Source organism: Sorangium sp. So ce1153, from assembly GCF_051521595.1.
Taxonomy (GTDB): domain Bacteria; phylum Myxococcota_A; class Polyangia; order Polyangiales; family Polyangiaceae; genus Sorangium.
Genome location: NZ_CP150361.1, coordinates 1,635,053 through 1,660,455, shown reverse-complemented (window position 1 = coordinate 1,660,455; position 25,403 = coordinate 1,635,053). Strand labels below are relative to the sequence as shown.

Sequence of the window (25,403 nt, the reverse complement as noted above, 5' to 3'; positions counted from 1 at the left end):
GCCTGCCGGAAGCCCCCGCTCGGGCAGCCTGGAGCGTCACGGTTCGAGGCGGCCGAGGTTCCTCGCCACGCGCAGCAAGAGCGTCAGCAGCAGCTCCTTCTCCGCCGCGCTGAAGCCGGCCATCGCCTCGCGCTCCACCTCGATGAGCGCCTCCTTCGCCTCCGGCAGCCGGAGGAGCGCTCTCCGCGTGAGCGAGGTCAGGCTCCCGCGCCCGTCCTTCGGGTTGGGCTCGCGCTGGACCACGCCGTCGCGCTCCATCCGCGCCAGCATCTCCGCCATCGTCGGCTGCTCCACCCCGGCAAACCTGGCGAGCTCCTTCTGCGACACCGATGCGCCTTCCTGGAGCGCGTGCAAGACGGGCATCTGCCTCATCCCGAACCCGAGCGGGCGGAGGCGCCCGTCCTGGATCCGCAGGAGCGACTTCGAGGTGGCGTTGATCCAGAACGAGGCCGACGACTCCGGTGCCCACGAATCCGACGATTTTTCGTCTTGCATAGGTCCCTAATCTAATTTATATCGGGTCCTATGTAAAAGAGGAAGGCGCGGGCCTCGCCGGCTGAGGTCCGGCGTGCGCTCACGCGCGTGGCGCGCGTGACGCGCATGAACCGACGGCCTGCCCCGCGCCTTCGACCAGCCTGGCCGGCCCCGGTCCGCGCGCTGGCGGCTCACCGCCGGCATCGAAGCCGAGGTGCGCGCCGGCCGCGCGCGGAGGCCTCCTGTCGAGGGAGCTCGCCGCGCGCTGGCCGGAGGCTCCTTCGTGTCGTCTTCTCCGGCGCCCCCGGCCGGACATGCCCGTCGAGGCCTCGAGTGTACGGACACGTAAGCTAGCGCCGGGCCGGCCTCGAGCCCGCCGTGAAGCGCGCGGGGGATCGACGTCGAGGGTTGGTGCACGGGCGATCTGCGCCTGACGCGATGAGCGCATCGCGGCGTCTTGCTTTGCTGAGCGAGCGCTCGCTTGACCAGGAACGACTGCCGAACGAGCACGGAGAACATCGATGGATAACGAGCTGAGAGAGCTGTTCATGACGGCCAACGTGATCTCGACAGCCCAGGAGACAGGGCTCCTGAGCGCGCTCCGGTCGGGGCCGCGGCCGGCGGCGGCGTACGCCGAGGAGCTGGGCCTCGACCGCCGCGCCACCCAGCTGGTGCTCGAGGCGCTCGTGGCGCTCGACGTCGCCTGCCGCGAGGGGGACGCCTTCGAGGCGAGCCCGCGGGTGAAGCCCGTCGGACACCGTGAGCGGCTGGGCAGCCTTCCTTTCGAGAACGTCTGGAGCCACGTGCCGGCCTTCGTCCGGACCGGCCAGCCCATCGCGCGCATGGACGGCGCGCCCGCCGAGCGCGAGGCGAGCTACCGCGGCGCCGTCTCCGGGCTGGCCACGCTCGTCGCGCCCGTCGCGCGCGTGCTCGCCTCGAAGCTCCCTGTGGCGCCCGCGCGCGTGCTCGACGTGGGGTGCGGCGCCGGCGTCTGGAGCCTCTCGATCGCCGAGCGCTTCCCGGACGCTCGCGTGACCGGCCAGGATTTCCCTGCCGTCCTGGAGGCCTTCACGGCGCGGGCCGCGTCGCTGAACCTCGCCGATCGCGTGGCGACGCTCCCGGGCGACATGCACGCTGTCCCGCTGCCCGCGGGCGGCTTCGATCTGGTGGTGATCGGCAACGTGCTCCGCCTGGAGCAGCCGGAGCGCGCCAGGGCGCTGCTCGCAAGGCTCGCGACGGCGGTCGCCCCCGGCGGCGCGCTCCTCGTCGTGGACGCGCTCGCGGGCGGCACACCCGAGCGCGAGCGCGCGCGGGCCCTCTATGCCCTGGGCCTCGCCTTGCGCACCGAGAGCGCGCGCGTGCATAGCCCCGCCGCGATCACCGCTTGGCTCGAGGAGGCGGGCCTCCGCGCGGTGACCGCCATCGATCCGGGCGACGGCGGCGTTTCCCCGGGCCCCATCGGCGCCCTCCTGGCGAGGAGAGGAAGGATGTCGCCGGCAACGATCGTCCACCGCCTGAGCGAGCTGTCCCGGGCCGACCTTTCCACGGCGGGCGGCAAGGGCGCCAACCTCGGGGAAATGATCCGCCTCGGGCTCCCCGTCCCTCCCGGGTTCGTGGTGAGCACCAAGGCCTACGCGGAGCAAGCGCGCGCGTGGGGGCTCGCGGAGCGCCTGGGCGCGCACCTCGCCGCCAGTGACGACCAGGCAGCGGCCTCGGCGGCGGAAGAGCTCTTCCGGAGCGGCGCCATGCTGGCCAGCGTCGAGGGCGCGGTCCGCGCGGCGTACCGGGAGCTCGGCGCGGCCCGGGTGGCGGTCCGCTCCTCGGCGACCGCGGAAGACCTCGCCGACGCGTCGTTCGCCGGCCAGCAGGAGACGTTCCTCGACGTGGCCAGCGAGGACGAGGCGCTCGCCTCGGTCCGGAGGTGCTGGGCGTCGCTCTACAACCCGAGAGCCCTGCACTACCGGCGCACGAGGGGCATCTCGCACCTCTCGGTCGAGATCGCCGTCGTCGTGCAGCGGATGGTGCCCGCGGACGCCGCGGGGGTGCTCTTCACCGTCGATCCGGTGAAGCAGCGCTCCGACTGGATGCTCCTCTCCGCGGCGCCGGGCCTGGGAGAAGCCATCGTGTCGGGGCATCGACGGGGCGACACGTACCGCATCCGCCGCGAGCCGCACGGTGGGGGCGGCCGACAGGCAGGCGCACCGGCCCAGCGAGGCGCCCTCGCGATCGTCGACAGGGACCTGGAGAGCCCCGGGCGCCCGGCGCTCGGCGACGCCGAGCTGCTCGAGCTGGGCCGCCTCGGCCTCTCGCTGGAAGCCCATTTCGGCTGCCCGCAAGACGTGGAGTTCGCCGTCGCCTCCGGCCGCATCTTCCTCCTCCAGTCGCGGCCGATCACGACGCTGGGCGCCGCGGAGCTCGAGCCGATCGAGCCCGCCCCCGGGGACAAGATGGACGAAGCGCTCGAGCGCTTCCCCATCGCCCCGAGGCCGCTCGATCACTGGGCCATCAAGAGCAACCGCAGGGCCTTCATCCATGCGCTCCGCCACATGGGCTTCGCCGTCTCCGAGGCCGACGCGCAGGAGCCGCCGGCGCACGTGTGGCGAGAGACGCTCCTCCTGCCGAAGCTCCGGCCCACGCTCCGGCTCCTCGGGGCGCCAGCGAAGCTCGCGGCGTGCTTCGACAGGGACTCGAGCGCCTGGTGGAGCGGCGAGCCCTTGAGCCAGCTGCTCGCCGCGACCCAGCCGGTCGACTGCACCCGCCTGGGAGACGCCGAGCTCATCGAGCGCACGGACCAGGTCGCGGAGGTCTATGGCGACGTCATGGGCCGGCGGTTCGAGCGCGGCCCCGGCTTCATGCTGGGCACCGCCGCGCTCGGCCTCGCCGCGCGCCTCGCCGTGGGAAAGGCGCGCGCGCCCGCGTTGCTCGCGGATCTGCTCGGCGGGATCCACACCAGGACCTCGGAGGCGAATCGCGCGCTCTTTCACGTGGCAAAGCAGGCGGAGCGCGCCGGCCCGGACGTGGCCGAGGCCATCCGGAGCGGGCGCGCCGAGGATCTGCGCGCCACCGAGGCGGGGCGAGCTTGCCTCGCGGCGGTCGACGCCTTCCTCGACGAGTACGGACATCGCGAAGGCGTGGGCCCGTACCTCTCGGCGCCGACGTGGAAGAACGATCCAGAGCCGGTCTGGTGCCTCCTCCGGGGCTTCATGCGCCTCGCCGAATATCCGGAAGACGGCGGCCGCGAGCGCTACGGGGCCGCCCTTCTGGAGGTGGAGCGCCGGATCGGCTGGGCGCCCGGCCTCGCCCGCGCCTTCCGCAGCCTCACCGAGCACGTCCGGGCCGCCATCGTCTTCCGGGAGAACAGCCATTTCGATCTGACCCGCCCGCTCTCGGCCATGCAAGCCCTCGTCGCGGAGCTCGGCCGTCGCCTCCACGATCGCGGGCTCCTGCCGACCGCGACCGATGTCTTCCAGCTGAGCGAGCAGGAGGCCAAGGCATGGCTGCTGGGCCGAGCCCCCCCGAGGGACGAGATCGAAGCGCTCCTCAGGCGGAGGCGAGCCACGTACCAGGTGGTCAATGCCCGATGGCAGAAGCGGCGCCTTCAGGGGGGCGGGACGGGCGACGAGCTCCGGGGAACCGGCGCCTCGTCGGGTATCGTCCGCGCCAGGGCGAGGCTGGTGCGCGGCGAGCACCAGTTCGATCGCCTGCGGCCGGGGGAGATCCTCGTCTGCTCTTACACAAACCCCTCGTGGACACCGCTCTTCGCGCTCGCGGCGGGCGTCGTGACCGACACGGGCGGCGCCAGCTCCCATGCGGCCATCGTCGCGCGCGAGCACGGGATCCCCGCGGTCATGGGCGCGTCTGGCGCGACGGAGCGGATCGCCGATGGCCAGGAGATCCTGATCGACGGCACAGAGGGCCTGGTGAAGCTCCTGCCAGCGATCGATACGAGCGCAGCGACTGCCCTGCTGGCGCAGGCTCGAGCAGGCTTGACCTCCCCGTGAGCCGAGCCGGCGTATGCGCCTCGCTTCACGAGGCCCCCTGGCGGTGACGGCGCGGGAGCTGGCACAGCTCGGCGCACGCCAGGTTGCGCCAGGAGGTCAAGTCATCGAGCTCCATGAGCTTCCCGCGCTGTGCCAGGCGCCGGTCCGCGTGGCACGTCGGATGCTGACCGAGCCGGTATGATGGCGAGATCATCGTTCGATCGCCGCGCGCGTCGTTCGCGCGGGGCGTGTGTGTGCGCAGGCCTGTTGTCGGTCGCTGTGGGCGCCGGCTGCGCGGGCGAGACAATCGACCCTCCGCCGGAGCCTTCGAGTTGCGACTTCACGTCTTCGACGGCCGGCGCGCCTGGCGCGAGCGACGACCTGCGCATCAACGAGGTGATGACCGGCAACGACGGCGCCTGGGTCGATGAGAGCGGCGAGACGGACGATTTCGTCGAGCTGATCAACATGGGCCAGCGCCCGGTCGATCTCGGGCAGTACTACCTGGGCGACAAGCTCGGCAAGGCGACGCGGCTGCCGAAGCTGGCGCTCGGGCCGGGTCGCACGGTGCTGCTCTGGGCCGACGACGCCCCGGACCAGGGCCCGCTGCACCTGCCGTTCAAGCTCTCGAACTCGGGCGCGCGCGTGCTGCTGTGGTCGGCGTCGTGCGCGCTCGCCGACGCGGTGGAGGTGCCGGAGCTGCCCCGCTCCGAGAGCTACGCGCGCCTGCCCGACGGCACGGGCGCGCTGTCGATCTGCCGCTACGCCACGCCCGAGCGCCCGAACGGCGACACCTGCGAGCCGCCGGAGCCGCCGAACCTCGACGACAGCATCCGCTTCGCGCCGTTCGCGTGGCCCGAGCCGTTCCCGGCCATCGCCGGGCCGCTGGTCATCTCCGAGCTCGCCCTGCGGCCCGCGGGGTTCGTCGAGGTGCTGAACGCGAGCGGCGCGGCCGTGACGCTCGACGACTTCGCGCTGCGCCTCTCGGCGCTGTCGCCCGGGCAAGGGCTGCCCAGCGCCGGCGCGGGCGCGCTGCTCGCCTGGCCGCAGGCCGGCATGACGCTCGCACCCGGGGAGCGCGTGAGCGTCCCGGTGGGCGCGAGCGACACGGCCGCGCTCGAGGCCTCGCCGGAGTTCGAGGGCGTGGCCACGCTGTGGCAGTCCGGCCGGCCGGTGCCGAGCGACCGCGTCGACTTCATGGCGTGGCCGGAGGGCGCGTCGCTGGCCCGCGTGCCCGACGCCACCGGGATGCCGCGCTTCTGCGACGCGGCGAGCCCCGGCGTCCCGAACACGGGCTGCGCCGAGCTGCCGGGGCGCCCGCTCCCGAGCGGGCGCGCGCGCCGGCTGGAGACGGCCGGCGACTTCGCCGAGCTGGCCAGGGGCGGCACCGAGGTGGGCGAGGCCGGCGTCAAGTTCGTGGTCGACATGGCGACGAACGACACGGTGCACCTCCTGAGCACGCGCGCGTGGGCGCTCCACTACACGTTCATCCGCGAGCAGATCGAGCGGCTGCCGCACCTCGATCGCTGCGACCCCGAGCAGGCCGCGGAGTTCAACGTCGGCTGGGGGCTGTTCAGCCAGAAGGAGTATTACCGCGCCGAGGGCCGCCGCTACCTCCTCGGCACGCTGGTGGAGCACACCAACGGCACCAGGACGGTCGAGTTCGCGCCGGGCGACCAGATCGTCGGCGAGCAGATGCGGCGCGCCTTCTTCGCCGTGATGAAGGCGGTGCCCGACCCGCAGGCCTGGGCGATCCGCGCGACGGAGGCGCGCCAGATCGCCGAGATGCGCGCGATCGAGGGGGGCGCGCCCATGGTCGGGCCGAACGCGCCTTACAAGGGGCTCACCTACCAGCCGCTCAACCCGGCGGAGGGCTTCGGCACGCTGACGTTCGTCCCGGCGCGCGACCTGGAGACGGCCGAGCTCGGCCCCAACGTGATCGTCGTGACGGACGACGTGCCGAACGAGACGGCGTTCATGGGCGGCCTCATCACCGAGGCGTTCCAGACGCCGCTGGCGCACGTGAACGTGCTGGCCCGCGGTCGGGGCACGCCGAACATGGCCCTGCGCGGCGCGCGTGACAACCCGCGCCTGGAGGGCCTCTTCGGCAAGCTGGTGCGGCTCGAGGTGCGCGCCGCCGATTTCGACATCCGCGAGGCGACCGCGCAGGAGGCGGACGCTTACTGGGAGGCGCGCAAGCCCACGGGCGAGCGGCTCTCGCCGGCGCTCGACGTCTCCGTGCGCGGGGTCGTCTCGCTCGACGCCGCGGACTATTCGTGGAGCGGCAGCATCGGCTCCAAGGCGGCGGGCATGGCCGAGCTGTACCGCGTGAGCGGCGTGGGGCCGTATTGCCCGCCCGACCTGCTGCCGCTGTACGTGCCGCCGGCGGCGTTCGCGGTCCCCTTCTCGCACTACATGGATCACTTCCAGGCGAGCGGCGCGGCGGAGCTCCTGGCCGAGCTCGAGCAGGACCCCGAGTTCCGCGCCGATCCGCGCGCGCACGCCGAGGGGCTCTCGCAGGTGCGCGAGCGGATGCTGAAGCACCCCGTGGACCCCGCGATTCTCCGCGAGATCACGGGCGCGATCGAGCAGCGCTTCGGCAAGGAGCGCGTGCGCCTGCGCAGCAGCAGCAACACAGAGGATCTCGCCACCTTCAACGGCGCGGGGCTGCACACGTCGACAAGCGGTGATCTGGAGGCCTCGTCGAGCTCGATCGAGGACGCGCTGCGCACGGTCTGGTCGAGCCTCTGGAACACGCGCGCCTACGATGAGCGCGAGTTCGGCCATGTGGAGCAGGCGCGCGCGGCCATGGCCGTGCTGGTGCACCAGGCGTGGCAATCGGAGCGCGCGCAGGGCGTGGCGATCAGCCGCAACGCGCTCGACGCGACCCGCGACAGCCAGTACTACATCAACGCGCAGATCGGGGAGGCGTCGGTCACCAACCCGGCGCCCGGCGTGACCAGCGACGAGATCGTGTACACGCCGCCGCCCCGCACGATCAAGGCGGACTACCACGCGCGCTCGAGCCTGTCGCGCGGCCGCGACGTGCTGTCGTTCCCGGAGATCCAGCGGCTCGGCTGCGCGCTCGAGTCCATCCACGCGCACTACCGGCCGCTGGTGGACCCGGAGGGCGAGAACCGGCTCTATGCGATGCAGATCGAGTGGAAGCTGATCGGCCCGGAGCGCCGGCTGCTGGTCAAGCAGGCGCGCCCCTACAGCTTCGGCGCGCTCGCGGCGCCCGGCGACTGCCGCGAGTACTAGCTAGAACATCGATCACGTTGAAACCCGGAGAAATTTCACAGGGAGGCGGGGAGGCGGGGAGGCGGGGAGGAAGAAAAAATCAATTTCTCCCTCTTGCCATTTCTCGCTCCCCGCCTCCCCGCCTCCCTGTGAAATTTCTGCTTTTTCTCGTGGTTTCAACCCGTTTGTCGCTCTAGGGTGGCAAGCGGCGGCGGTAGCGTTCGCCCCAGTCGCGCAGGCCGAGGAGGATCGGCTCGAGGCTCTTGCCGAAGGGCGTGAGCTCGTACTCGACGCGCGGCGGGACCTCGGCGAAGACCGTGCGCTTGACGAGGCCGTCCTCCTCCAGCTCGCGAAGCTGCAGCGTCAGCATGCGCTGCGTGCAGTTGGGCAAGAGCCGTCGCAGCTCGCCGAACCGCAGCGGCCGCGCCCGCGCCGACAGCCAGTACAGCACGACGCCCTTCCAGCGCCCGCCGATCACCGCCAGCGCCGACTCCACGGCGCACCCGCTCTTCCCTTCGACCCGCTGCCTCGCCGACGACGTCGCCATGACTCCCGGCTCCCCTTTCCTCGCCTCGCGCTTCGCGCTTCATCGCGCCTCATCACGCCTTGCGCGCCTCACCCGCCGGCCGCGCTGGCGCTCGCGCGTCCAATGGTTCCCTTTTTGATACTACGTACCAATCCTGTGCGTACTTGCGACGTTAGCATGAAGGGCGCACGTTCGCCTCAGGCCTCGCCCCGCGAAGCCAGGAGAACGAAGATCCATGAACGTCCTCATCGTCTACGCGCACCCCGAGCCGCGATCGCTCAACGGCTCGCTCAAGTCCTTCACCGTCGACCGGCTCACCCGGAGCGGGCACGAGGTCCGCGTCTCCGATCTCTACGCGATGGGCTGGAAGCCCGCCCTCGACGCGGGCGATTTCCCGGCGCGCGACGGCGGCCGTCCGCTCGACCTCGAGGCCGACTCGAAGCAGGCCTATACCACCGGCACGCAGCCGCCGGACGTCGCCGCGCAGCAGGCCGACCTCCGCTGGGCCGACGCCGTGATCTTCCAGTTCCCCCTGTGGTGGTACTCGATGCCCGCGATCCTCAAGGGATGGGTGGAGCGCGTCTATGCCTACGGCTTCGCGTACGGCGTGGGCGAGCACTCCGATCGCCGCTGGGGCGATCGCTTCGGCGAGGGCGTCTTCCAGGGCAAGCGCGCCCTGCTCATCGTGACCACCGGAGGCTGGGAGTCGCACTACAGCGAGCGCGGCGTCAACGGGCCGATAGACGACCTGCTCTTCCCCATCACGCACGGCATCCTGCACTACCCGGGGTTCGACGTGCTGCCGCCGTTCGTCGTCTACAGGGCCAAGAAGATGGATGACGCGCGGTTCGCGCGCATACGGCAGGAGCTGGGCAGGCGGCTCGACGACCTGTGGACCGACGAGCCGATCGCCTATCGCAAGCAGAACGGCGGCGACTACGACATCCCCGCGCTCACGCTGAAGCCAGGCCTCGAATGGGCCGGCGTGAGCGACGGCGACGCGACCGGCCCGCGGGCGGACGGCGGCGATCGCAGCGCCAGCGCGGCGCGCGCGGACGACGCTGGCGCCGGCGGCGCGAGTGGGTTCAGGCTCCACATCCGGCCCCGCGCCTGAGCCCGCGGCGCGCGGGCACGCGACGCGCGTGGACGAGCTCCGCCTTGTCGCTCGAGGTGCCGGCGCCCTGACGAGACGAGCCCAGGAGGGGTCGGGCTCCGAGGAATCACCTCAGTTTGCAGCCCTTTTCAGCGGAAAAATTGAACAGGGAGGCGAGGAGACGGGGAGTTGATGAAGATTTACCGCCCCGCCTCCCCGCCTCACTGTAAATTTTCGAAACAATTCTATGGGATTCCTCGGGCCGGCGATGCGTGTGTCGTTTCGTAACATCAAGCTGCCTGTGTCGTTTCGTAACATCGAGAGACCACAGCAGCTGCGGTGCGAACCTTGGATACATGGTGGCTTGAATCATCGCAGCTCTTGATCAAAGATACGTTTCTCGGGCATACCCCCTGGACGCGCCGGGCTACCCGCTCCGCGCGTGAAGCGCTAACGTAACATTCTTACTTGATCATCTTTCCAATTACCTTGCGGCTCACCTGCCGCTCCAAGGAGAAATATATGCGTTTTACCAGCTTGCTGAGCTACGGCTCGGTCGCGATCGCATGCTCCCTCGCCGCCTGCATCGGCGGCCCCTACGGCGAGGACGACGAGATCGAAGCGCTGGAGGGCGAGCTCAGCAGCGCGGACTCGACGATGTCGGCGGAGCTCACGTTGCAGTCGCAGTGGGGAAGTGGCTACTGCGCGAACGTGACCGTGAAGAACACGACCTCCCCCAGCCGGACCACCACCGCCTGGGGCGTGACCGTCGCGCTCAACGGTTCCACGACGAGCAACGCGTGGGGCGCGCGCATCACGTCGTCGGGCGGGAACCTCGTGGCCACGAACGAGGGCTACAACGGCACGCTGAACGGCGGAGGGTCGACGAGCTGGGGCTTCTGCGCGAACGGCACCGGGAGGCCTGCGCTCGTGTCCGTCAACGGCAACGGGGGCTCGACCTCGTCGAGCTCCAGCAGCAGCTCCTCGAGCAGCAGCTCCTCGAGCAGCAGTTCCTCGAGCAGCAGTTCCTCGAGCAGCAGCTCCTCGAGCAGCAGCTCCTCGGCCAGCTCCGGCGCGGGCGGCGCCGGGGGTAGCGGCGGCGCAGGCGGCAGCGGCGGCGCAGGCGGCAGCGGCGGCGCAGGCGGCGGCGGCGGCGCCGGCGGCGGCGGTGGCGGTACCCCGAGCAACTCGGGGCTCCCGGTCCCGCCTGGCGGTGGCGTGCCCAGGCCGTCCGGCGCGCCCGGGAACCTGGTCGTGCTCAACTGGGCGGGGTTCCGCGGCGCCGTCTCGTACACCTTCGACGACTCCAACTCGAGCCAGATCCAGAACTACGACGCGCTGAACGCGCTCGACGTGCCGTTCACCTTCTACCTCCAGACCGGCAAGACCGAGTCGACCAACGCGGTGTGGCAGCGGGCGGTGGCGGACGGACACGAGCTCGGCAACCACACGAAGAGCCACTCGAGCAACGACAGCGGCGCCGACACGGACGCCGCGACGCAGTTCATCGAGAGCAGGTTCGGCGTCAAGGTGTGGACGATGGCGGCCCCGAACGGCTCGTCGGTGTACACGAACATCGCCCGGTCGCGCTTCCTCATCAACCGCGGCGTGGCCAACGCCCTGATCGGCCCGAACGACTCGACCGACCCGTTCACGCTGCCCTGCTTCATCCCCCCGACCGGCGCCTCCACGGCGGCGTTCGACGACCAGATCACGAGCGCGCGGTCCCAGGGGAAGTGGCGCACCGTCCTGGTGCACGGCTTCACCGGCGGCAGCGACGGCGCCTATCAGCCCGTGCAGCTCCGGGCCTTCCTCGATCACGTCCAGCACACCAAGAACCTCGGCGACGTGTGGATCGACAGCGTGGTCAACGTCGGCGCCTACTGGCGCGCCCAGAAGGCGCTCTCGACGGTCTCGCCCACGACGTCCGGCAGCGACAGGACGTGGCGGTGGACGCTGCCGGCCCACTTCCCGCCGGGCAAGTACCTGCGCGTCAAGGTGGACGGCGGGACGCTCAAGCAGGGCGGCCGCACGCTCCAGTGGAACGACCACGGCTACTACGAGATCGCGCTCGACGAGGGCTCGGTCACCCTGTCGCCGTAGCGCTCGCTTCCTCTCCATACCTCTGACGGACCGCGCGCGGTCCTGTCCAGGCCCGGCCGGGCACCAGACCCGGCCGGGAGCCCCACCGCCCCCTCCTCGCGACCGGCGACCAGCCCTCCGCCCCGCCTCCGCGGCGGCGAAGGCCCCCCGCGCGATCCGCCGTTCCTGCAAAGCAACGCGGTACCGAGACCTCATCCATGCACCGAGACAGGCCGCCTTCACCCCGCAGCCAGCCTGCGGGCCCGGCGGCTCGAGGGATCGCGACATAATTACACCGTCAGTGACGCCGCGCGGGTCGCGACGTCTGGCTCGCTGCGCCTGGCGATGATCAGAACCGGACCCTTCGGGAATGTTGACGGCGCGTGAAGAGCGCGCCGATTGCTGCGTCAAGACGATGGCCCCGAGACAAGCGGTTCACGAACGCCACGCGGCCGGGGCACGGGCGGGGCAGGCGCGGGCGGCTCGGCGGACACAGGCGGCGCTCCGGCGGAAGGGGCAGGCGGCTCGCGGTCCACGGGCGGAGCGCCACCGGAGGACGAACCTGTGCTGATCACCTCGAGCAAAGACGCCTGCTGGCAAGAGGGGGCCGTGACCGAAGTGACGAGCGGGACGGCCGACGTGACCGTCGACGACGGCCCCACGGCGCAGACCTGGGCCGGCTTCGGCGGGACCTTCAATGAGAAGGGCTGGGAGCCCCTCTCCGTCCTCAGCCCGGACGACAGAGACAATCACCCCTGGCAGGGCGGGCCCAACCAGCGCAAAGCACCGAATGACCACGCGTACGCGGTGGAGAGCCGGGGCCTGCTCAGGGACTGGATCAAGATCAACTGGAAGTGAGGCCCGCCTGGACCACGGGAATCCACCCCCCTTCGGGATAGGCTTCGTCATGTGACGCTCGTCCGCACATGAAGGGCCGCCCTCACCTTGCAGCCTGCATTTTCAGCGCTGCTGCAGAGGGGGCGTGTGCCCGTCAAAGAACGTATCCCAAATATCATCGATACAGGCCTCGCGCCGATCCAGTAAATCTACCGCAGAAGTGCGGATATTTATTGATGGATACAAGCGACTGCCATTTTGACTGCGGCGCGGACGTGGCATAGTCACGCAATGCATACCATCACGTACAGGCTCATCCGCAGCATTCGAGTCCTCGCCCTCCTCGGCGTGCCGCTCGCCGCGCTGAACTGCTCCGGCGACGACACCGACTCGTCGGGGAGCGGCGGCGGCGGCGCCGCGACGAGCAGCGGAACCCAGACCACCACCACCAGCAGCGGCACCGGCAGCGCGAGCTCGACCGGCGCCGCCACGAGCAGCTCGACGGCGACGACAGGGAGCGGCGGCGCGGGCGGCTCGACGGGCGACGCCGGCAGCGGCGGCGCGGGCGGCTCGACGGGCGACGCCGGCAGCGGCGGCGCGCCTTCCGGTGAGTTCACCCTCACGAGCCCCAACCATGTGGAGGGCGCCGAGTTCGCCGACAAGTACACCTGCGCGCTCGCCGGCTTCAACGGCAGCGTCCTGCCCGAGCTCCACTGGACCGCGGGGCCTCCGGGCACGAAGAGCTACGCCATCACCTTCATCGACACCACCCTGACGACCAAGACGCCGCCGAACATGAACGGCTATCACTGGGTCATCTACAACATTCCCGCCGACGTCACCTCGCTGCCCGAGGCGTTCAAGGACGCGGCGTCGATCGGCGCCCAGCAGAACAGCAACTTCCTCGGCCCCTGCCCCAATTTCGGCGGCGGGAACGCCAACACCGACAACTACGAGTTCACGATCTACGCGCTTTCCGGGGAGTCGCTGACGATCATGCCGACCACCGGCACGGCCGCGGTGAAGGACGCGGAGACCAAGCTCGAGGCGGACAACCTCGCGAAGGCGAAGCTCACCGGCAAGTCGGACGCGGCCCCGCCTCGCTGAGCGGTAGCGACGCGGGACGCGCGTAGAGCGCGCGCTCGAGCACCTCATCGCGCAGCTCGCCCCCCGGGCCCCTCCTCCGGGGCCCGGGCGCGGGAGCGCGTCTCTCGGCGCCGGGCGGGAGGATCGGGATCACTGTCGCGTGGCCGCCAGCTCGACCTTCTCGCTCGTGCGACGTCGCAGGCCCGCCTTCGTCGTGTGTCGCGCCAGCTCGCGCTACTGGCGAGCGACGCGCTTGAGCGGGTACGGCGCGGCCTCTTTCTCGGTCATCGTGAAGTACCCGGAGCCGTCGGCGTCGTACTCGATGGACTCGCCCTGCACCTCGCTCGTGTCCGTGAGCGCGACGGGCGACGCCGTGAAGGCCGCCTCGAAGCTTCCCCCGAGCGGCGCTCGGTACTCGTAGACCGCCCGGTACGTGCGCAGCAGGAACCGGTTGGCGCACGGGTGGATGGTCCCGGCCGTGACCGACCGGAAGTCCCCGTCCGGACCGAGGGGCATCTGGAGGTTCGCCACGTGGATCAGCGTGGACATCGTGTCGGGCGCAGGGAGCGGCTTGGGGAACTTATACACCTTGCTGAGCCCCGCGGTGCCGTCCTTCGTGACGACGTAGATGTCCCCCGTCGTCGGGTGTACCATGAGCGCCTCGGCGTTCTGCGGCGTGTCCGGGTACTGGAAAGGGAACCTCTCGCCGCGCACCGTGACGCTCGTCTCACCCGCGGCGATGTTCGGCTCCCTCATGCGGTAAACGGCGAAGGTCGTCGGGTAGGGCAGCGGGTGTCCGCTGATGCGGCCGATGTCCCCCATGAAGATGCAGCTGCCCGCGGGGCACGGGCCGGTCGCGACGTCCTCCCAGTCCCAGGGGAGCACCCCGGCAACGTAGCTCCCGACGACCGCCGCGCTGGTCTTGTTGATGGCGACGAAGTTCGCGTTGTTCTCGCTGTGCGCGTACAGGATGCCCGGGTTGACGCGGCTCGCGGCGAGCCCGGAGATCTCCACGATGTCGGTCGAGGTCAGGCTCCCCAGGGTGGAATAGGTGCCGGCGAACGTGTCGCCCGCGGAGCAGCTCGGGCCGCCGGCGGGCCTCAACGTGACGACCTGCGCTGTGTTCGTGTTGGCGAAGGGCGAGGTGCCGCTCCACGCCGGCTGCGAGCCCGCGGCGCCGAGCTGCGCGTATGCGGCGTCGAACAGGAGACCCGTCGACGACGAGACGAGGCATGTATCGAAGGGCTCGGTGAAGCCCGAGGGCGGCACGATCGGGCTCGCCGGGCAGGCCGCGCCCGTCCAGATCTGCGTGCCGAACCAGACCGCGACCCCGTTGGCCGCCGTGGTGGTCACCGGCGGCGCGGCCAGGCTCGCGGAGTTTCCGTTCTTCTGGCCGCTCACCGCGTCGATCGGGTTCGCCGTGTCGACGCCGCTGAACGCCACGATGCTCCCCACCAGGTAGGCAGAGACGTCGAACCCAAAGGAGTAGCTCGCGGGCTCCGCGCCGGAAGCCACCTTCCAGAGGACCCATGACCTGATGGCGGAGGCGCTCTGATCCGAGCGGAGCAGCGTCCATCCCGCCGGCGGCGCGATCACCGCCTCCACGTGATCTCGATTCGCAATGCGCGCGAGCAGGACATCGCCTTGCGCGACGCCCGCCGGCCTCGCGACGGCCAGCGAGGAGGATCTTCATCGAAGAGAGCGCGCGGCTCCAGGAGCACGCGGCGGCGACGAGCGACGCCCAGCATCGGGAGGTGAATTTCCTTCAGAGATTCGGCGGCAGCCTCAACTTGAATTTACAGCACCACGCGATTATTTCGGATGGCGTCTGCTTGAAGAATAAGGTCGGGCAGGGCCCGGTTCGAGGAGAGGCGGCGAGGATCGCTCACGGCGGAGATCGACGGGTTCAACGTGCATTCAGGAGGAAGAAAGGGCTCGGGGAGAAGAACACCGTAGAGTTGGGTGACCATCCCAGCGTCCCTCTCGCTTCAAGAGGTGGGTCATGTAGGACCCGGATCCCGTCGCTGCGCTCCGAGCGCGGCCGGGCGCTCCGGAACGGGTTGCCGGGTGCTGGCGGAATGGGCGGCCGGGTCGACCTGAATCTGCAATTTCCCGCCATTTCCGCTCGAATGGCGCCCAGGGCGACGCCGGCAAAAGTTGTCCTTGACGTAAACACACGCGACAGTAAGCTGGCCAACAGGTACCTCATGTTGCACTAGGTGCCCGCTGATTAAAACAACGCGGAAACGCCATTGGCACGGCGCGGGCCCCCGTGTTGCCGGAGGCGCGCGGCCAATACTGGAGGCGCTACATGTCACGAGTCGAGCGGGGGAACGATCCTGAGGCCGCTGTGGCTGCCGCCACTGACGTCGGCGGGGCACATGATCTCATCGTCGACCTGAGTCACCCGTCCGTTCTGGAGGACCCGTACCCTACGTATCGAGCCCTTCGAGAACGCGCCCCTGTCTATTTCGACAAGAAGCTGAACGTATGGATCGTCAGCCGATACAATGACATCGTCCGGGCCCTGCGCGACACCGACCGATTTTCTTCGCGAAGAATGGACAAACTGATCCAGCGCCGGCTGCCGAAGGCTACCCCTGACGACGTCGAACCCTTTTTGGGGATCATGCGGCTGTGGCAACAGATGGTAGATCCGCCCGTGCACACTAGGCTGCGCAACGTCATCAACCAGGGATTTACGCCACGAAGCATCGAAGCACTACGTCCACAGATCGAGCGAACCGTTGATACGGCGCTGGACGCGATGGAGGCTGCCGGGGGCGAGGTCGAATTCATTCGTTCGTTTGCGTTCCCCGTGTCGGCGATGACGCCGCTGCAGCTCTACGGGGTCCCTGCTTCGGATCTTGACATGATCGACAAGTGGACGCAGGACATGACAGTCTTCATCGGCGGCAGCGTGGATCCGCGGCGTGGGCTGAGCGAGGCGTCCGCGTCGATCGTCGCCATGCGCGACTACTTTCGCGACATGGTACAAGAACGAAGAAAGCGTCCCACGGACGACCTCATAGGACGGCTCGTTCACGCCGAAGGGAAGGGAAAATTCGCGAGCGAGGACGAGCTCTGCGCGCAGCTCACGATGGTGCAGGCCGCATCGTATTTCACGACCCTGGACATGTTCGCGAATGGGCTGCTTGCACTGCTGAGGACCCCGTCCTCGATGGATGTGATACGTGAAGGGCGCACCTCATGGCGCATCGCCATCGACGAGCTGCTCCGGTACGACGGCCCGGTGCAGCTCACGCACCGGCTCACGACTGAGGAGGTCACGATCGACGGAACGACGATTCCGGCCGATTCGATCGTCTACCTTCTCCGTGGCTCTGCGAACCGAGATCCTGCACGCTTTGAGGATCCGGATTCACTCAGGCTCGAGCGCGGAGATATTCACCACCTCGGCTTGGGCGAGGGCGTCCACTACTGCACGGGAGCCGGCCTCGCCCGCTTGCAGGGCGAAGTGGCGTTCGAGCGGCTGTTTGCGCGGTTTCCTCGGATGACCCTGGCCCCGGGCCTCGTGTGGCGGACGGACAACTTGCAGTTTCGAGGGCTCGCCAAGCTGCCGATAGCGCTCGCCTGATCAGGATGTGCAGCGCCGCGGCCGTCGATGCAGCACGGGGCAAGCGCGCGCGACCAAGACGTTCCAGGAGCTGACGTTATTGCCAGAGCTTCGAGCGATCTCGAAGGAGCAGCGCGCGCATTTGCGGGAGCTCGCGGAGCGGGTGACCCGGTAGGCCATTGACGAGAACATGACCGAAGCGGCGGGGGTGCCGGAAGCGTGGCCCGACCCGAACGGGTGACCACCATCCAGAGCGCAGCGCCCCCTCTCAGACATCTCGCTCCCAGCAGCCCGACACATGCGCCGGCCTCTTCGAGCGCGACCATCAGGAGTTATGTGACATGACAACGGCAATTCGCGATCATGGGTCGATCCGTTCATGGCTTGGAGAGGCACTGAGTCGTCTTCTCGACGTCTCCCAGGAAGCAATCGACTTCAATGCGCGATTCCGCGAACTTGGTCTCGCCTCGTCTCAAGTCACCGAGCTTGTAACGCAGCTGTCGGAGTACCTTGATCGCCAGCTTCCTGTCACGACGCCCTGGGAATATCCAACACCGTCGGCGCTCGCGCAGCATCTTGCCGAGATATCGGCGGTTCGTCGGCGCTCGGATGAACGCGTGACGTCAGCCGTCCGAGACAAAGTTGCCACCACCGCATCGAACGAGCCCATCGCCATCGTCGGCATCGCTTGCCGGCTGCCAGGAGGCATCGCTTCTCCGGCAGCGTTCTGGAGTCTGCTTCGGGAGGGCCGGCGCGGCATCCGGGAGGTGCCCGGTGAGCGCTGGAGCATCGACTCGCTCTTCCACGAGGACTCGGCGACCCCCGGAAAGATGAATACGCGATGGGGGGGATTCATCGACGACGTCGATCGATTCGACGCTGCGTTCTTCGGGATCTCGCCGCGAGAAGCCCGACAGATGGACCCGCAGCAACGCCTCATACTGGAGCTCGCGTGGGAGGCGATCGAAGACCATGGCATCGCTGCTCTGAGCCTGCGCGACGGCGCGGTGAGCGTATTCGTCGGCGCGATGGGCAGCGACTATGCCACGATAGCTTCTGGAAATCTCTCCCTGATCGATCAGCACACCGCGACGGGCATAGACACCTCCATCATTGCAGCGCGGGTGAGCTACCAGCTCGGCCTCCAGGGCACGAGCGTCACGGTCAACACCGCGTGCTCCTCCTCGCTCGTGGCAGTGCACCTCGCGTGCCAGAGTCTTCGGACAGGCGAGAGCACCATGGCGCTCGCAGGTGGCGTTCATTTGATCCTGTCGGCTCACGGTACAGTGGGCATGACCAAGTTCGGAGCGATGAACCCTGCCGGTCAATGTCGGTCCTTCGATGCCGACGCGAACGGATACGTGCGAGGAGAAGGCGGCGGCATCGTGGTTCTCAAGCCGCTCAGTCGTGCCATCGCAGACGGGGATCGTATCTACTGCCTGATCCGTGGGAGCGCGACGAACAACGACGGATTCTCGAACGGGCTGACAGCACCCAATCCCAGAGCGCAGGAAGCGATGCTGGCGCACGCGTATGCCAACGCTGGGATCGATCCTGGGTCGATTCATTATATAGAGACGCATGGTCCGGGCACGATACTCGGCGACCCGATCGAGGCGGGCGCCCTCGGAGCGGTGGTTGGATCCAATCGCTCGGATGACCACCCGCTTCGCATCGGATCAGTGAAGACAAACATCGGTCATCTCGAGCCGGCCGCAGGCGTGGCCGGTCTGATGAAAGTGGCGCTGTCTCTGCAGCATATGGAGCTGCCGGCGAGCCTGAATTTCGATCGGCCGAATCCGCACATTGCATTCGACCAGCTGCACCTGAAAGTGCAGACGGAGCTCGAAGATTTTCCAACGAATCCACGACCCGCTCGCGCGGGCGTGAGCTCGTTCGGCTTCGGTGGTACGAATTGTCACATCGTCCTCGAGGCCGCTCCAGTGAGTCGCACGCTTGTCCTCCCGCTCGGGGCTGACACTCCGGAGAGCCTGCAGGAGCGCATACGTGCTCTGTCGCCGATAGCTGGACAGCTGCGAGGTTGGCAGCAGGAGGCGGCGCTGTGCCGGGCGCTGGCCGAGCATAGCCAGGGGAAATACCGCGTAGCGATGACGATACGTGGCCCGGGAGAGCTCGCTGCTCAGCTCGCATCCGCCGTGAGCTCTGAAGTCGAGGAGCCCATGCGACCGCTGGAGGACAGGCCGCGGCTAGTCTGGGTGTGCCCTGGCCATGGCTCTCAGTGGCTGGGAATGGCTCGGTCGCTCCTCTTGCAAGAGCCGGTATTCCGAGCAGAGATCGAGGCCTGTGACCGAGTTGTGAAGGGGTTGCGGGGCTGGTCGCTCGTGGACGAGCTGGTCGCCGACGCGGACAGCTCGCGGCTGAATCAGGGCGATGTGGTGCAGATCGTCCTCTTCAGCGTCGAGGTCGCGCTAGCTGCGTTGTGGCGTTCGTGGGGCGTGAAGCCGGACGCGGTGATAGGTCACAGTTTCGGGGAAGTGGCGGCGGCTCGCATCGCGGGTGTACTCTCACGAGAGGACGCTCTGCTTGTGATCGCGGAGCGCGGACGGTTGACACACGAGGCGGCTCCAGCGCGCGGCGCTATGCTCGCGATAGGGGTCCCTGAGGACGTGCTCACCGAGTCGCTCCTGGAGTTTGTGCCTGGGCTGAGCGTCGCTGCGTTCAATAGCCCTGCTTCGCTCGTGCTGTCGGGTCCCCTCGATGCCATCGAGAGAGCGGAGGGCGAGCTCTCTCGCCGGGGCATCAGGCATGATCGAGTAAAGATCAACTATGCATCGCACAGCGAGATGATGACGCCTCTCCTGGAGCCGCTAAGGCAGGGATTGCAAGGAATCCGTCCTCGGGCGGCCAGCATTCCATTTCGTTCGACCACTCACGACGCTTGGCTGCAGGGCGAGGAGTGCGGCCCCGAATACTGGGCGGCGAACCTACGAAGCCCGGTGCTATTCAGCAACGCCGTCCGGGCGGCTGCCGGCCAACACGGCACCGTGTTCTTGGAGCTGAGCCCGCACCCGATATTGCGCAAGGCTATCGAGCAAACGATGAAGTCCGCGGGCGCGTCGGCCGCGGTCGTTCCGTCTTGCTGGCGGGGCGAGGACGAGCGCGAAAGTATGCTGGAGAGCCTCGCAGCGCTCTTCGAGGCAGGCTTGGACCCGGACTGGCGTGTGGCGCTGCGAGGGGGCGCGGAGCTGGGTGTATTCGAGCCGAGGATCCGCGACCTGCTGAGGGAGGGTTTCGTCAAGGCACCTCACGAGCTCGTCGAGCGCGTCGGTGTCGCTTGCTCGGCGAAGGGTGGCGACGAGCCGGCAGCCGGCTTTCCCTTCGTCCTGTCGGCCAAGACCGAGGCGGCGCTGCGCGGGCAGGCCGAGCGGCTGCTCGCGCACCTCGCGGCCCAGCCCGACGTCTCGCTCCTGGACCTCAGCTACTCGCTGGCCACCACCCGCTCGCACTTCGAGCATCGCGCCGTCCTCGTCGCTCACGACCGCCGAGCCCTCGTCGACGCGCTCGACGCCCTGGCTCAAGGCCGCTCCGCTTCCGATACCGTCCTCGGCCCTCGCGAAGGCGGCGGGAAGGTCGTCTTCGTCTTTCCAGGACAGGGCTCGCAGTGGACGGGCATGGCGCTCTCCCTGCTCGAGACGTCGGAGGTGTTCCGCGAGCGCCTGGAGGCCTGCGCCCGGGCGCTTTCTCCTCATGTCGACTGGTCGCTGCTCGCCGTCCTCCGGAGCGAAGCGGGCGCCCCTTCCCTCGACCGCGTCGACGTGGTGCAGCCCGTGCTCTTCGCCGTCCTCGTTTCTCTGGCCGCGCTGTGGCGGTCCATGGGGGTCGTGCCCGATGCCGTCGTTGGCCATAGTCAGGGGGAGATCGCCGCCGCCTGCGTGGCTGGCGCGCTGTCGCTCGAGGATGCCGCCAAGGTGGTGGCCCTGCGCAGCCGCGCGCTGACCAGGCTCGCGGGCCGGGGGGCCATGGCCGCCGTGGAGCTCGGCGGCCGCAAGCTCGAAGAGCACCTCGAGCGCTTCGGAAAACGACTCTCCGTCGCGGCGATCAACAGCCCTCGGGCCTCCCTCGTGTCGGGCGATCCGGAGGCCATCGATGCGTTGCTGCACGAGCTCACCGCGGCCGACGTGTTCGCCAAGAAGGTGCGCGTCGATTACGCCTCTCACTCGGCGCAGGTCGGCGCCGTCGAGGACGAGCTCCTGAGCGAGCTCGCGAGCATCGTGCCTCGCGCGTCAAGCCTCCCGCTCTACTCGACGGTCACCGGCGAGAAGCTCGATGGCACCGAGCTCGACGCCTCCTACTGGTACCGAAACCTACGGCAGACCGTCCGCTTTGCGCACGCGACGCAGAGCCTGCTCTCCGACGGACATCGCTTCTTCGTCGAGGTCAGCCCCCATCCAGTGCTGACCCTGGCGCTGCACGAGACGCTCGAGAGCTCCGGACTCCCCGCGGTCGTGGTCGGCTCGCTTCGCCGCGACGAGGGTGGCCTGGCGCGGCTCCTCCTCTCGCTCGCCGAGCTGTACACCCGCGGCCTCGCCGTGGACTGGGCTGCCTTCTTCGCTCCCTTCGCCCCGCGCCGCGTCGCGCTGCCCACCTATGCCTTCCAGCGCGAGCGCTTCTGGCTCGAGGCGCCCAGGGCTCAGCCCGCCGATGTGGCCTCGGCGGGCCTTTCGCCCGCAAAGCACCCGCTCCTGGGCGCCGCCGTCGCCCTGGCCGACACCGACGGCCTTCTCTTCACCGGACGCCTGTCGCTCGCTGAGCACCCGTGGCTGTCGGGTCACGCCCTCTTCGGCTCGGTCATCTTGCCTGGCACCGCCTTTGTCGAGCTCGCCCTCCTCGCCGCCCACCGCCTCGGCCTCGACCGGCTCGAAGAGCTCACCCTCGAAGCTCCCCTGCCGCTCCACCCCAGGGACGCCGTCCTGGTCCAGCTCTCGGTCGGTGCGCCCGACGACAGCGGACGTCGCTCGCTCGCCCTCCACGCTCGACCCGAAGACGCTCCCCACGACGCCCCCTGGACGCGCCATGCCACCGGCCTCCTTGGCCCTCGCGCACCGGAAGCTCCGTTCGACCTGCGGGTATGGCCGCCCGCCGGCGCCGTCCCGCTCCCCGTCGACGGCCTCTACGACCACCTCGACAGCATGGGATTCAATTACGGCCCAGACTTCCAGGGGCTCCGCGCCCTCTGGAGGCGAGGACAGCAGCTCTTCGCGGAGGTCCACTTGCCCGAAGCTCCCGCCTCGGAGGCGCACCGCTTCGCGCTGCACCCCGCGTTGCTCGACGCCGCACTTCACGCGCTCGTCGCACAGGACGGCGGCGCCGTCATGCCCTTCTCCTGGGCCGGCGTCTCCCTGCGCTCCGTTGGCGCCTCGGTGCTGCGCGTACGGCTCGAGCGCCGGGAGGGCGAGGCCTCTTGCTCGCTCCTGCTCGCCGACGCTGCCGGCGAGCCCGTCGGCTCCGTCGAAGCCCTCGTCACTCGCCCCGTCTCCGCCGACCAGCTCCGGCGCGCCCTCGCTCGCGACCATTCCCTCCTCGCCATCGACTGGACCGAGCTGCCCACCAGCGCCCTTTCCCCGCATCCAGCGCGGTGGGCTCTCGTCGGCACCAGCGAGCTTGCCACCTCGCTGCTCGAATCCAGCCCGCTCGCCTTCGAGCGCTACGCCGACCTCTCGGCCGTGACTGCAAGCCTGGCACAGGGCGCGTCTCGGCCAGACCTCGTCCTCATCCCGTGCTGCCCGGCGCCAACCACCACCCAGGCCGAACCGGCGCCAACCACCACCCAGCCTGAAGACCTCGTCTCCGCCGCTCACCACGCCGCCGACCAGGCGCTCGCGCTCCTGCAAGCATGGCTCGCCGACGAGCGCCTCGCCTCCTCTCGCCTCGTCCTGCTCACCCAGCGCGCCGTCGCCACCCGCCCCGACGAGGATGTTCTCGACCTTGCCCACGCGGCCCTCTGGGGCCTGGTCCGCTCCGCCCAAGTCGAAAACCCCGACCGACACATCCTCCTTCTCGACATCGATGACGCCGACTCCTCTCGGCGCGCCCTCCCCCTCGCCCTCGCCTCCTCCGAAGCTCAGCTCGCACTCCGCCACGGAAAGCTCCTCCTGCCAAGGCTCGCGCGCGCCGGCGCCCAGGGCGCGCTGGTCCCTCCGCCCAGCCCGGCATGGCGCCTCGACATTCCGACCAAGGGCACCCTCGAGAATCTGACGCTGGTCGCGCACCACGACGCCATCGCCCCCCTCGCTCACGGGCAAGTCCGTATCGCTGTCCACGCCGCGGGTCTCAACTTCCGCGATGTCCTCGACGCCCTCGGCATGTACCCGGGAGACGCCGGGCCGCTGGGCGCCGAAGGCGCCGGCGTCGTGCTGGAGGTCGGCCCCGGCGTCGACCGCCTGGCCCCGGGCGACCGGGTCATGGGCCTGCTCCACGCCGGCTTCGGCCCCATCGCCGTCACCGACCACCGCGTCGTCATCCCAATTCCCGATGGCTGGTCCTTCATCCAGGCCGCCAGCGCTCCCATCGTCTTTCTCACCGCCTACTACGGCCTGGTCGATCTCGCACGCCTCCAGCCCGGCCAGAAGCTCCTCATCCACGCCGCCACCGGCGGCGTCGGCATGGCCGCCGTGCAGCTCGCACGCCATCTCGGCGCGGAGGTCTTTGCCACCGCCAGTCCGGCCAAGTGGAACATCCTGCGCTCCCTCGGCTTCGACCAGGACCACTTCGACTCCTCCCGCTCCCTCGACTTCGAGCTGCACTTCCTCCGCTCCACCCACGGCCGCGGCGTCGACGTCGTCTTGAACTCCCTGGCACAGGAGTTTGTCGATGCCTCCCTGCGCCTCTTGTCTCGCGGCGGCCGCTTCATCGAGATGGGAAAGACCGATCTCCGAGACCCCGGCACCATCGCCGCCGATCACCCGGGCGTCACCTATCAGGCCTTCGACCTCATCCACGCTGGACCCGACCGGCTCGAGCAGATGCTCGCCGAGCTCGCTGCCTTGTTCGAGCGCGGCGTGCTCCGCCCGCTGCCCATCACGCCGTACGACATCCGCCTTGCCCCCCACGCCTTCCGCGCCCTCGCCCAGGCCCAGCATATCGGCAAGCTGGTCCTCACCCTTCCTCGCCCTCTGGCTCCGCAGGGGACGGTGCTCGTCACCGGCGGTACCGGCACGCTCGGCGCCCTCGTCGCACGGCACCTGGTGCAACAGCACGGCACGAGGCACCTGCTCCTCGCCTCCCGGCACGGCCTCGACGCTCCGGGAGCCCACGCTCTCCTGCGAGAGCTCGAGGGCGCCGGCGCGAGCGTCACCATCGCCGCCTGCGATGCCGCCGACCGCTCCGCGCTCCAACGCCTCCTGGCCTCCGTCCCACGCGAGCATCCCCTCACCGCCGTCATCCATGCCGCCGGCACGCTCGACGACGGCGTCCTCGCCTCGCTCACCCCCGATCGCCTCCACCCGGTGCTGCGCGCAAAGGTCGACGCCGCCTGGAACCTGCATCACCTCACGCTCGACCTCGACCTCGCCGCCTTCGTCCTCTTCTCTTCCATCTCCGGCGTGCTCGGTGGCCCCGGCCAAGCCAACTACGCCGCTGCAAACTCGTTCCTCGACGCCCTCGCCCACCATCGACGCGCTCGTGGCCTCCACGCCCTCGCTCTGGACTGGGGCTACTGGGCTGAGAGGTCCGCCATGACAGCTCACCTCTCCGACGCCGACCTCCGACGCATGGCACGCGGAGGTGTGCTCCCGCTCCCCTCCGCCGACGCGCTCTCCCTCTTCGACGCCGCCCTCCTCCGGCCCGACCCCGCCCTGGTCTGCGCACGCTTCGACCTGGCCGCGCTCGCCGCACGCCCCGACGCCGCGCCTCCCCTGCTCCGAAGCCTCGCCGGCACCAAGGCCTCACGCCCCCTCGCCGCCGCCGCGCCCAGCGCCGGCAGCGCTCCCCTCGCCGCCAGCGCGCCCAGCGCCTCCTCGCTCGAGCAGCGCCTCGCCTCCTTGTCCCCAGGGGACCGCGAACGCGCTCTGCTCGACCTCGTCCGCTCCGAAATCGCCACCGTCCTCGGTATCCGTTCACCCAGCACCCTCGATATCAACCGCCCTCTCCGGGAGCTCGGGCTCGATTCCCTCATGGCCGTCGAGCTGCGAAGCCGGCTCGGTGCCGCCACCGGACTCCGCCTGCAAACCACTCTCCTCTTCGACCACCCCACGCCGAGCGCGCTCGCGAACCTGCTCGGCGATAAGCTCCTGCCCGAAGAAGAGAGCGCTCCCGCTCCCGCGGAGCTCGACAAGCTCGACAGGGTCCTCTCCGAGCTCTACGAGAACGAGGCGACGCGCGAGGACCTCATCGTGCGCATGCAGGCTATGCTGAGCAAGTGGACACGTCTTCGAGACGAGTCGGCCGACGCTGGCTTGGTCAACAAGCTCCGTTCGGTGACCGACGAGGAGCTCTTGGGCCTGTTCGACGAAGAATTCATGAGCGACAAGGATTCCCCGGCATGACTAC

General features: G+C 69.4%; 11 protein-coding genes. 8 read left to right on the top strand and 3 right to left on the bottom strand.

The annotated features are described in order from the left end of the window. Window positions 1–36 precede the first annotated feature (36 nt). On the bottom strand, window positions 37–495 hold the full coding sequence (locus WME85_RS05870; protein WP_437835931.1) for a MarR family winged helix-turn-helix transcriptional regulator: 459 nt from the start codon (window positions 493–495) through the stop codon (window positions 37–39). A 500-nt stretch (window positions 496–995) separates the two neighbouring features. Here WME85_RS05870 and WME85_RS05865 point away from each other — a divergent pair, with 500 nt between their 5' ends. Together WME85_RS05865 and WME85_RS05860 are read left to right on the top strand one after the other, a co-directional pair. Next, window positions 996–4,475: a PEP/pyruvate-binding domain-containing protein gene (locus WME85_RS05865; RefSeq protein ID WP_437835928.1), complete on the top strand. Its 3,480-nt coding sequence runs from the start codon at window positions 996–998 to the stop codon at window positions 4,473–4,475. A 246-nt stretch (window positions 4,476–4,721) separates the two neighbouring features. Next, entirely contained in the window at window positions 4,722–7,715 is a 2,994-nt protein-coding gene (locus WME85_RS05860; protein WP_437835925.1) for a PEP/pyruvate-binding domain-containing protein, read from the top strand. Between the two features lie 172 nt (window positions 7,716–7,887). Here WME85_RS05860 and WME85_RS05855 read toward each other — a convergent pair whose 3' ends face one another. Then, window positions 7,888–8,241, bottom strand: coding sequence for a winged helix-turn-helix transcriptional regulator (locus WME85_RS05855; RefSeq protein WP_437308069.1), 354 nt, complete (start codon window positions 8,239–8,241; stop codon window positions 7,888–7,890). Between the two features lie 214 nt (window positions 8,242–8,455). Between WME85_RS05855 and WME85_RS05850 the strand changes: the two genes are divergently transcribed. The 4 genes from WME85_RS05850 to WME85_RS05835 all read left to right on the top strand — a co-directional run bounded on the left by WME85_RS05850 (window position 8,456) and on the right by WME85_RS05835 (window position 13,339). After that, window positions 8,456–9,334 carry an NAD(P)H-dependent oxidoreductase gene (locus WME85_RS05850; protein WP_437835922.1) on the top strand — a complete coding sequence of 293 codons (879 nt, stop codon included), beginning with the start codon at window positions 8,456–8,458 and terminating at the stop codon, window positions 9,332–9,334. 501 nt (window positions 9,335–9,835) lie between these two features. Then, entirely contained in the window at window positions 9,836–11,416 is a 1,581-nt protein-coding gene (locus WME85_RS05845) for a cellulose binding domain-containing protein (RefSeq protein WP_437835919.1), read from the top strand. Window positions 11,417–11,959: 543 nt separating this feature from the next. Next, a complete protein-coding gene (locus tag WME85_RS05840) occupies window positions 11,960–12,253 on the top strand; it encodes a hypothetical protein (protein WP_437835917.1) in 294 nt (97 codons plus the stop codon). A 270-nt stretch (window positions 12,254–12,523) separates the two neighbouring features. Next, complete coding sequence (locus tag WME85_RS05835) at window positions 12,524–13,339, top strand: YbhB/YbcL family Raf kinase inhibitor-like protein (RefSeq protein WP_437835916.1); 816 nt, start codon at window positions 12,524–12,526, stop codon at window positions 13,337–13,339. Window positions 13,340–13,552: 213 nt separating this feature from the next. Here WME85_RS05835 and WME85_RS05830 read toward each other — a convergent pair whose 3' ends face one another. Then, window positions 13,553–14,923, bottom strand: a complete 1,371-nt coding sequence (locus tag WME85_RS05830) for a cell wall anchor protein (protein WP_437835914.1) — start codon at window positions 14,921–14,923, stop codon at window positions 13,553–13,555. Window positions 14,924–15,629: 706 nt separating this feature from the next. Between WME85_RS05830 and WME85_RS05825 the strand changes: the two genes are divergently transcribed. Both WME85_RS05825 and WME85_RS05820 read left to right on the top strand, forming a co-directional pair. Next, a complete protein-coding gene (locus WME85_RS05825) occupies window positions 15,630–16,916 on the top strand; it encodes a cytochrome P450 (RefSeq protein WP_437835912.1) in 1,287 nt (428 codons plus the stop codon). 320 nt (window positions 16,917–17,236) lie between these two features. Continuing rightward, a complete protein-coding gene (locus WME85_RS05820) occupies window positions 17,237–25,399 on the top strand; it encodes an SDR family NAD(P)-dependent oxidoreductase (RefSeq protein WP_437835910.1) in 8,163 nt (2,720 codons plus the stop codon). Window positions 25,400–25,403: the final 4 nt, after the last annotated feature.

Coding starts and splice junctions, on each gene's coding strand:
- WME85_RS05870 (WP_437835931.1), bottom strand. CDS start 495: ATGCAAGACGAAAAATCGTCGGATTCGTGGGCACCGGAGTCGTCGGCC.
- WME85_RS05865 (WP_437835928.1), top strand. CDS start 996: ATGGATAACGAGCTGAGAGAGCTGTTCATGACGGCCAACGTGATCTCG.
- WME85_RS05855 (WP_437308069.1), bottom strand. CDS start 8,241: ATGGCGACGTCGTCGGCGAGGCAGCGGGTCGAAGGGAAGAGCGGGTGC.
- WME85_RS05850 (WP_437835922.1), top strand. CDS start 8,456: ATGAACGTCCTCATCGTCTACGCGCACCCCGAGCCGCGATCGCTCAAC.
- WME85_RS05845 (WP_437835919.1), top strand. CDS start 9,836: ATGCGTTTTACCAGCTTGCTGAGCTACGGCTCGGTCGCGATCGCATGC.
- WME85_RS05835 (WP_437835916.1), top strand. CDS start 12,524: ATGCATACCATCACGTACAGGCTCATCCGCAGCATTCGAGTCCTCGCC.
- WME85_RS05825 (WP_437835912.1), top strand. CDS start 15,630: ATGTCACGAGTCGAGCGGGGGAACGATCCTGAGGCCGCTGTGGCTGCC.
- WME85_RS05820 (WP_437835910.1), top strand. CDS start 17,237: ATGACAACGGCAATTCGCGATCATGGGTCGATCCGTTCATGGCTTGGA.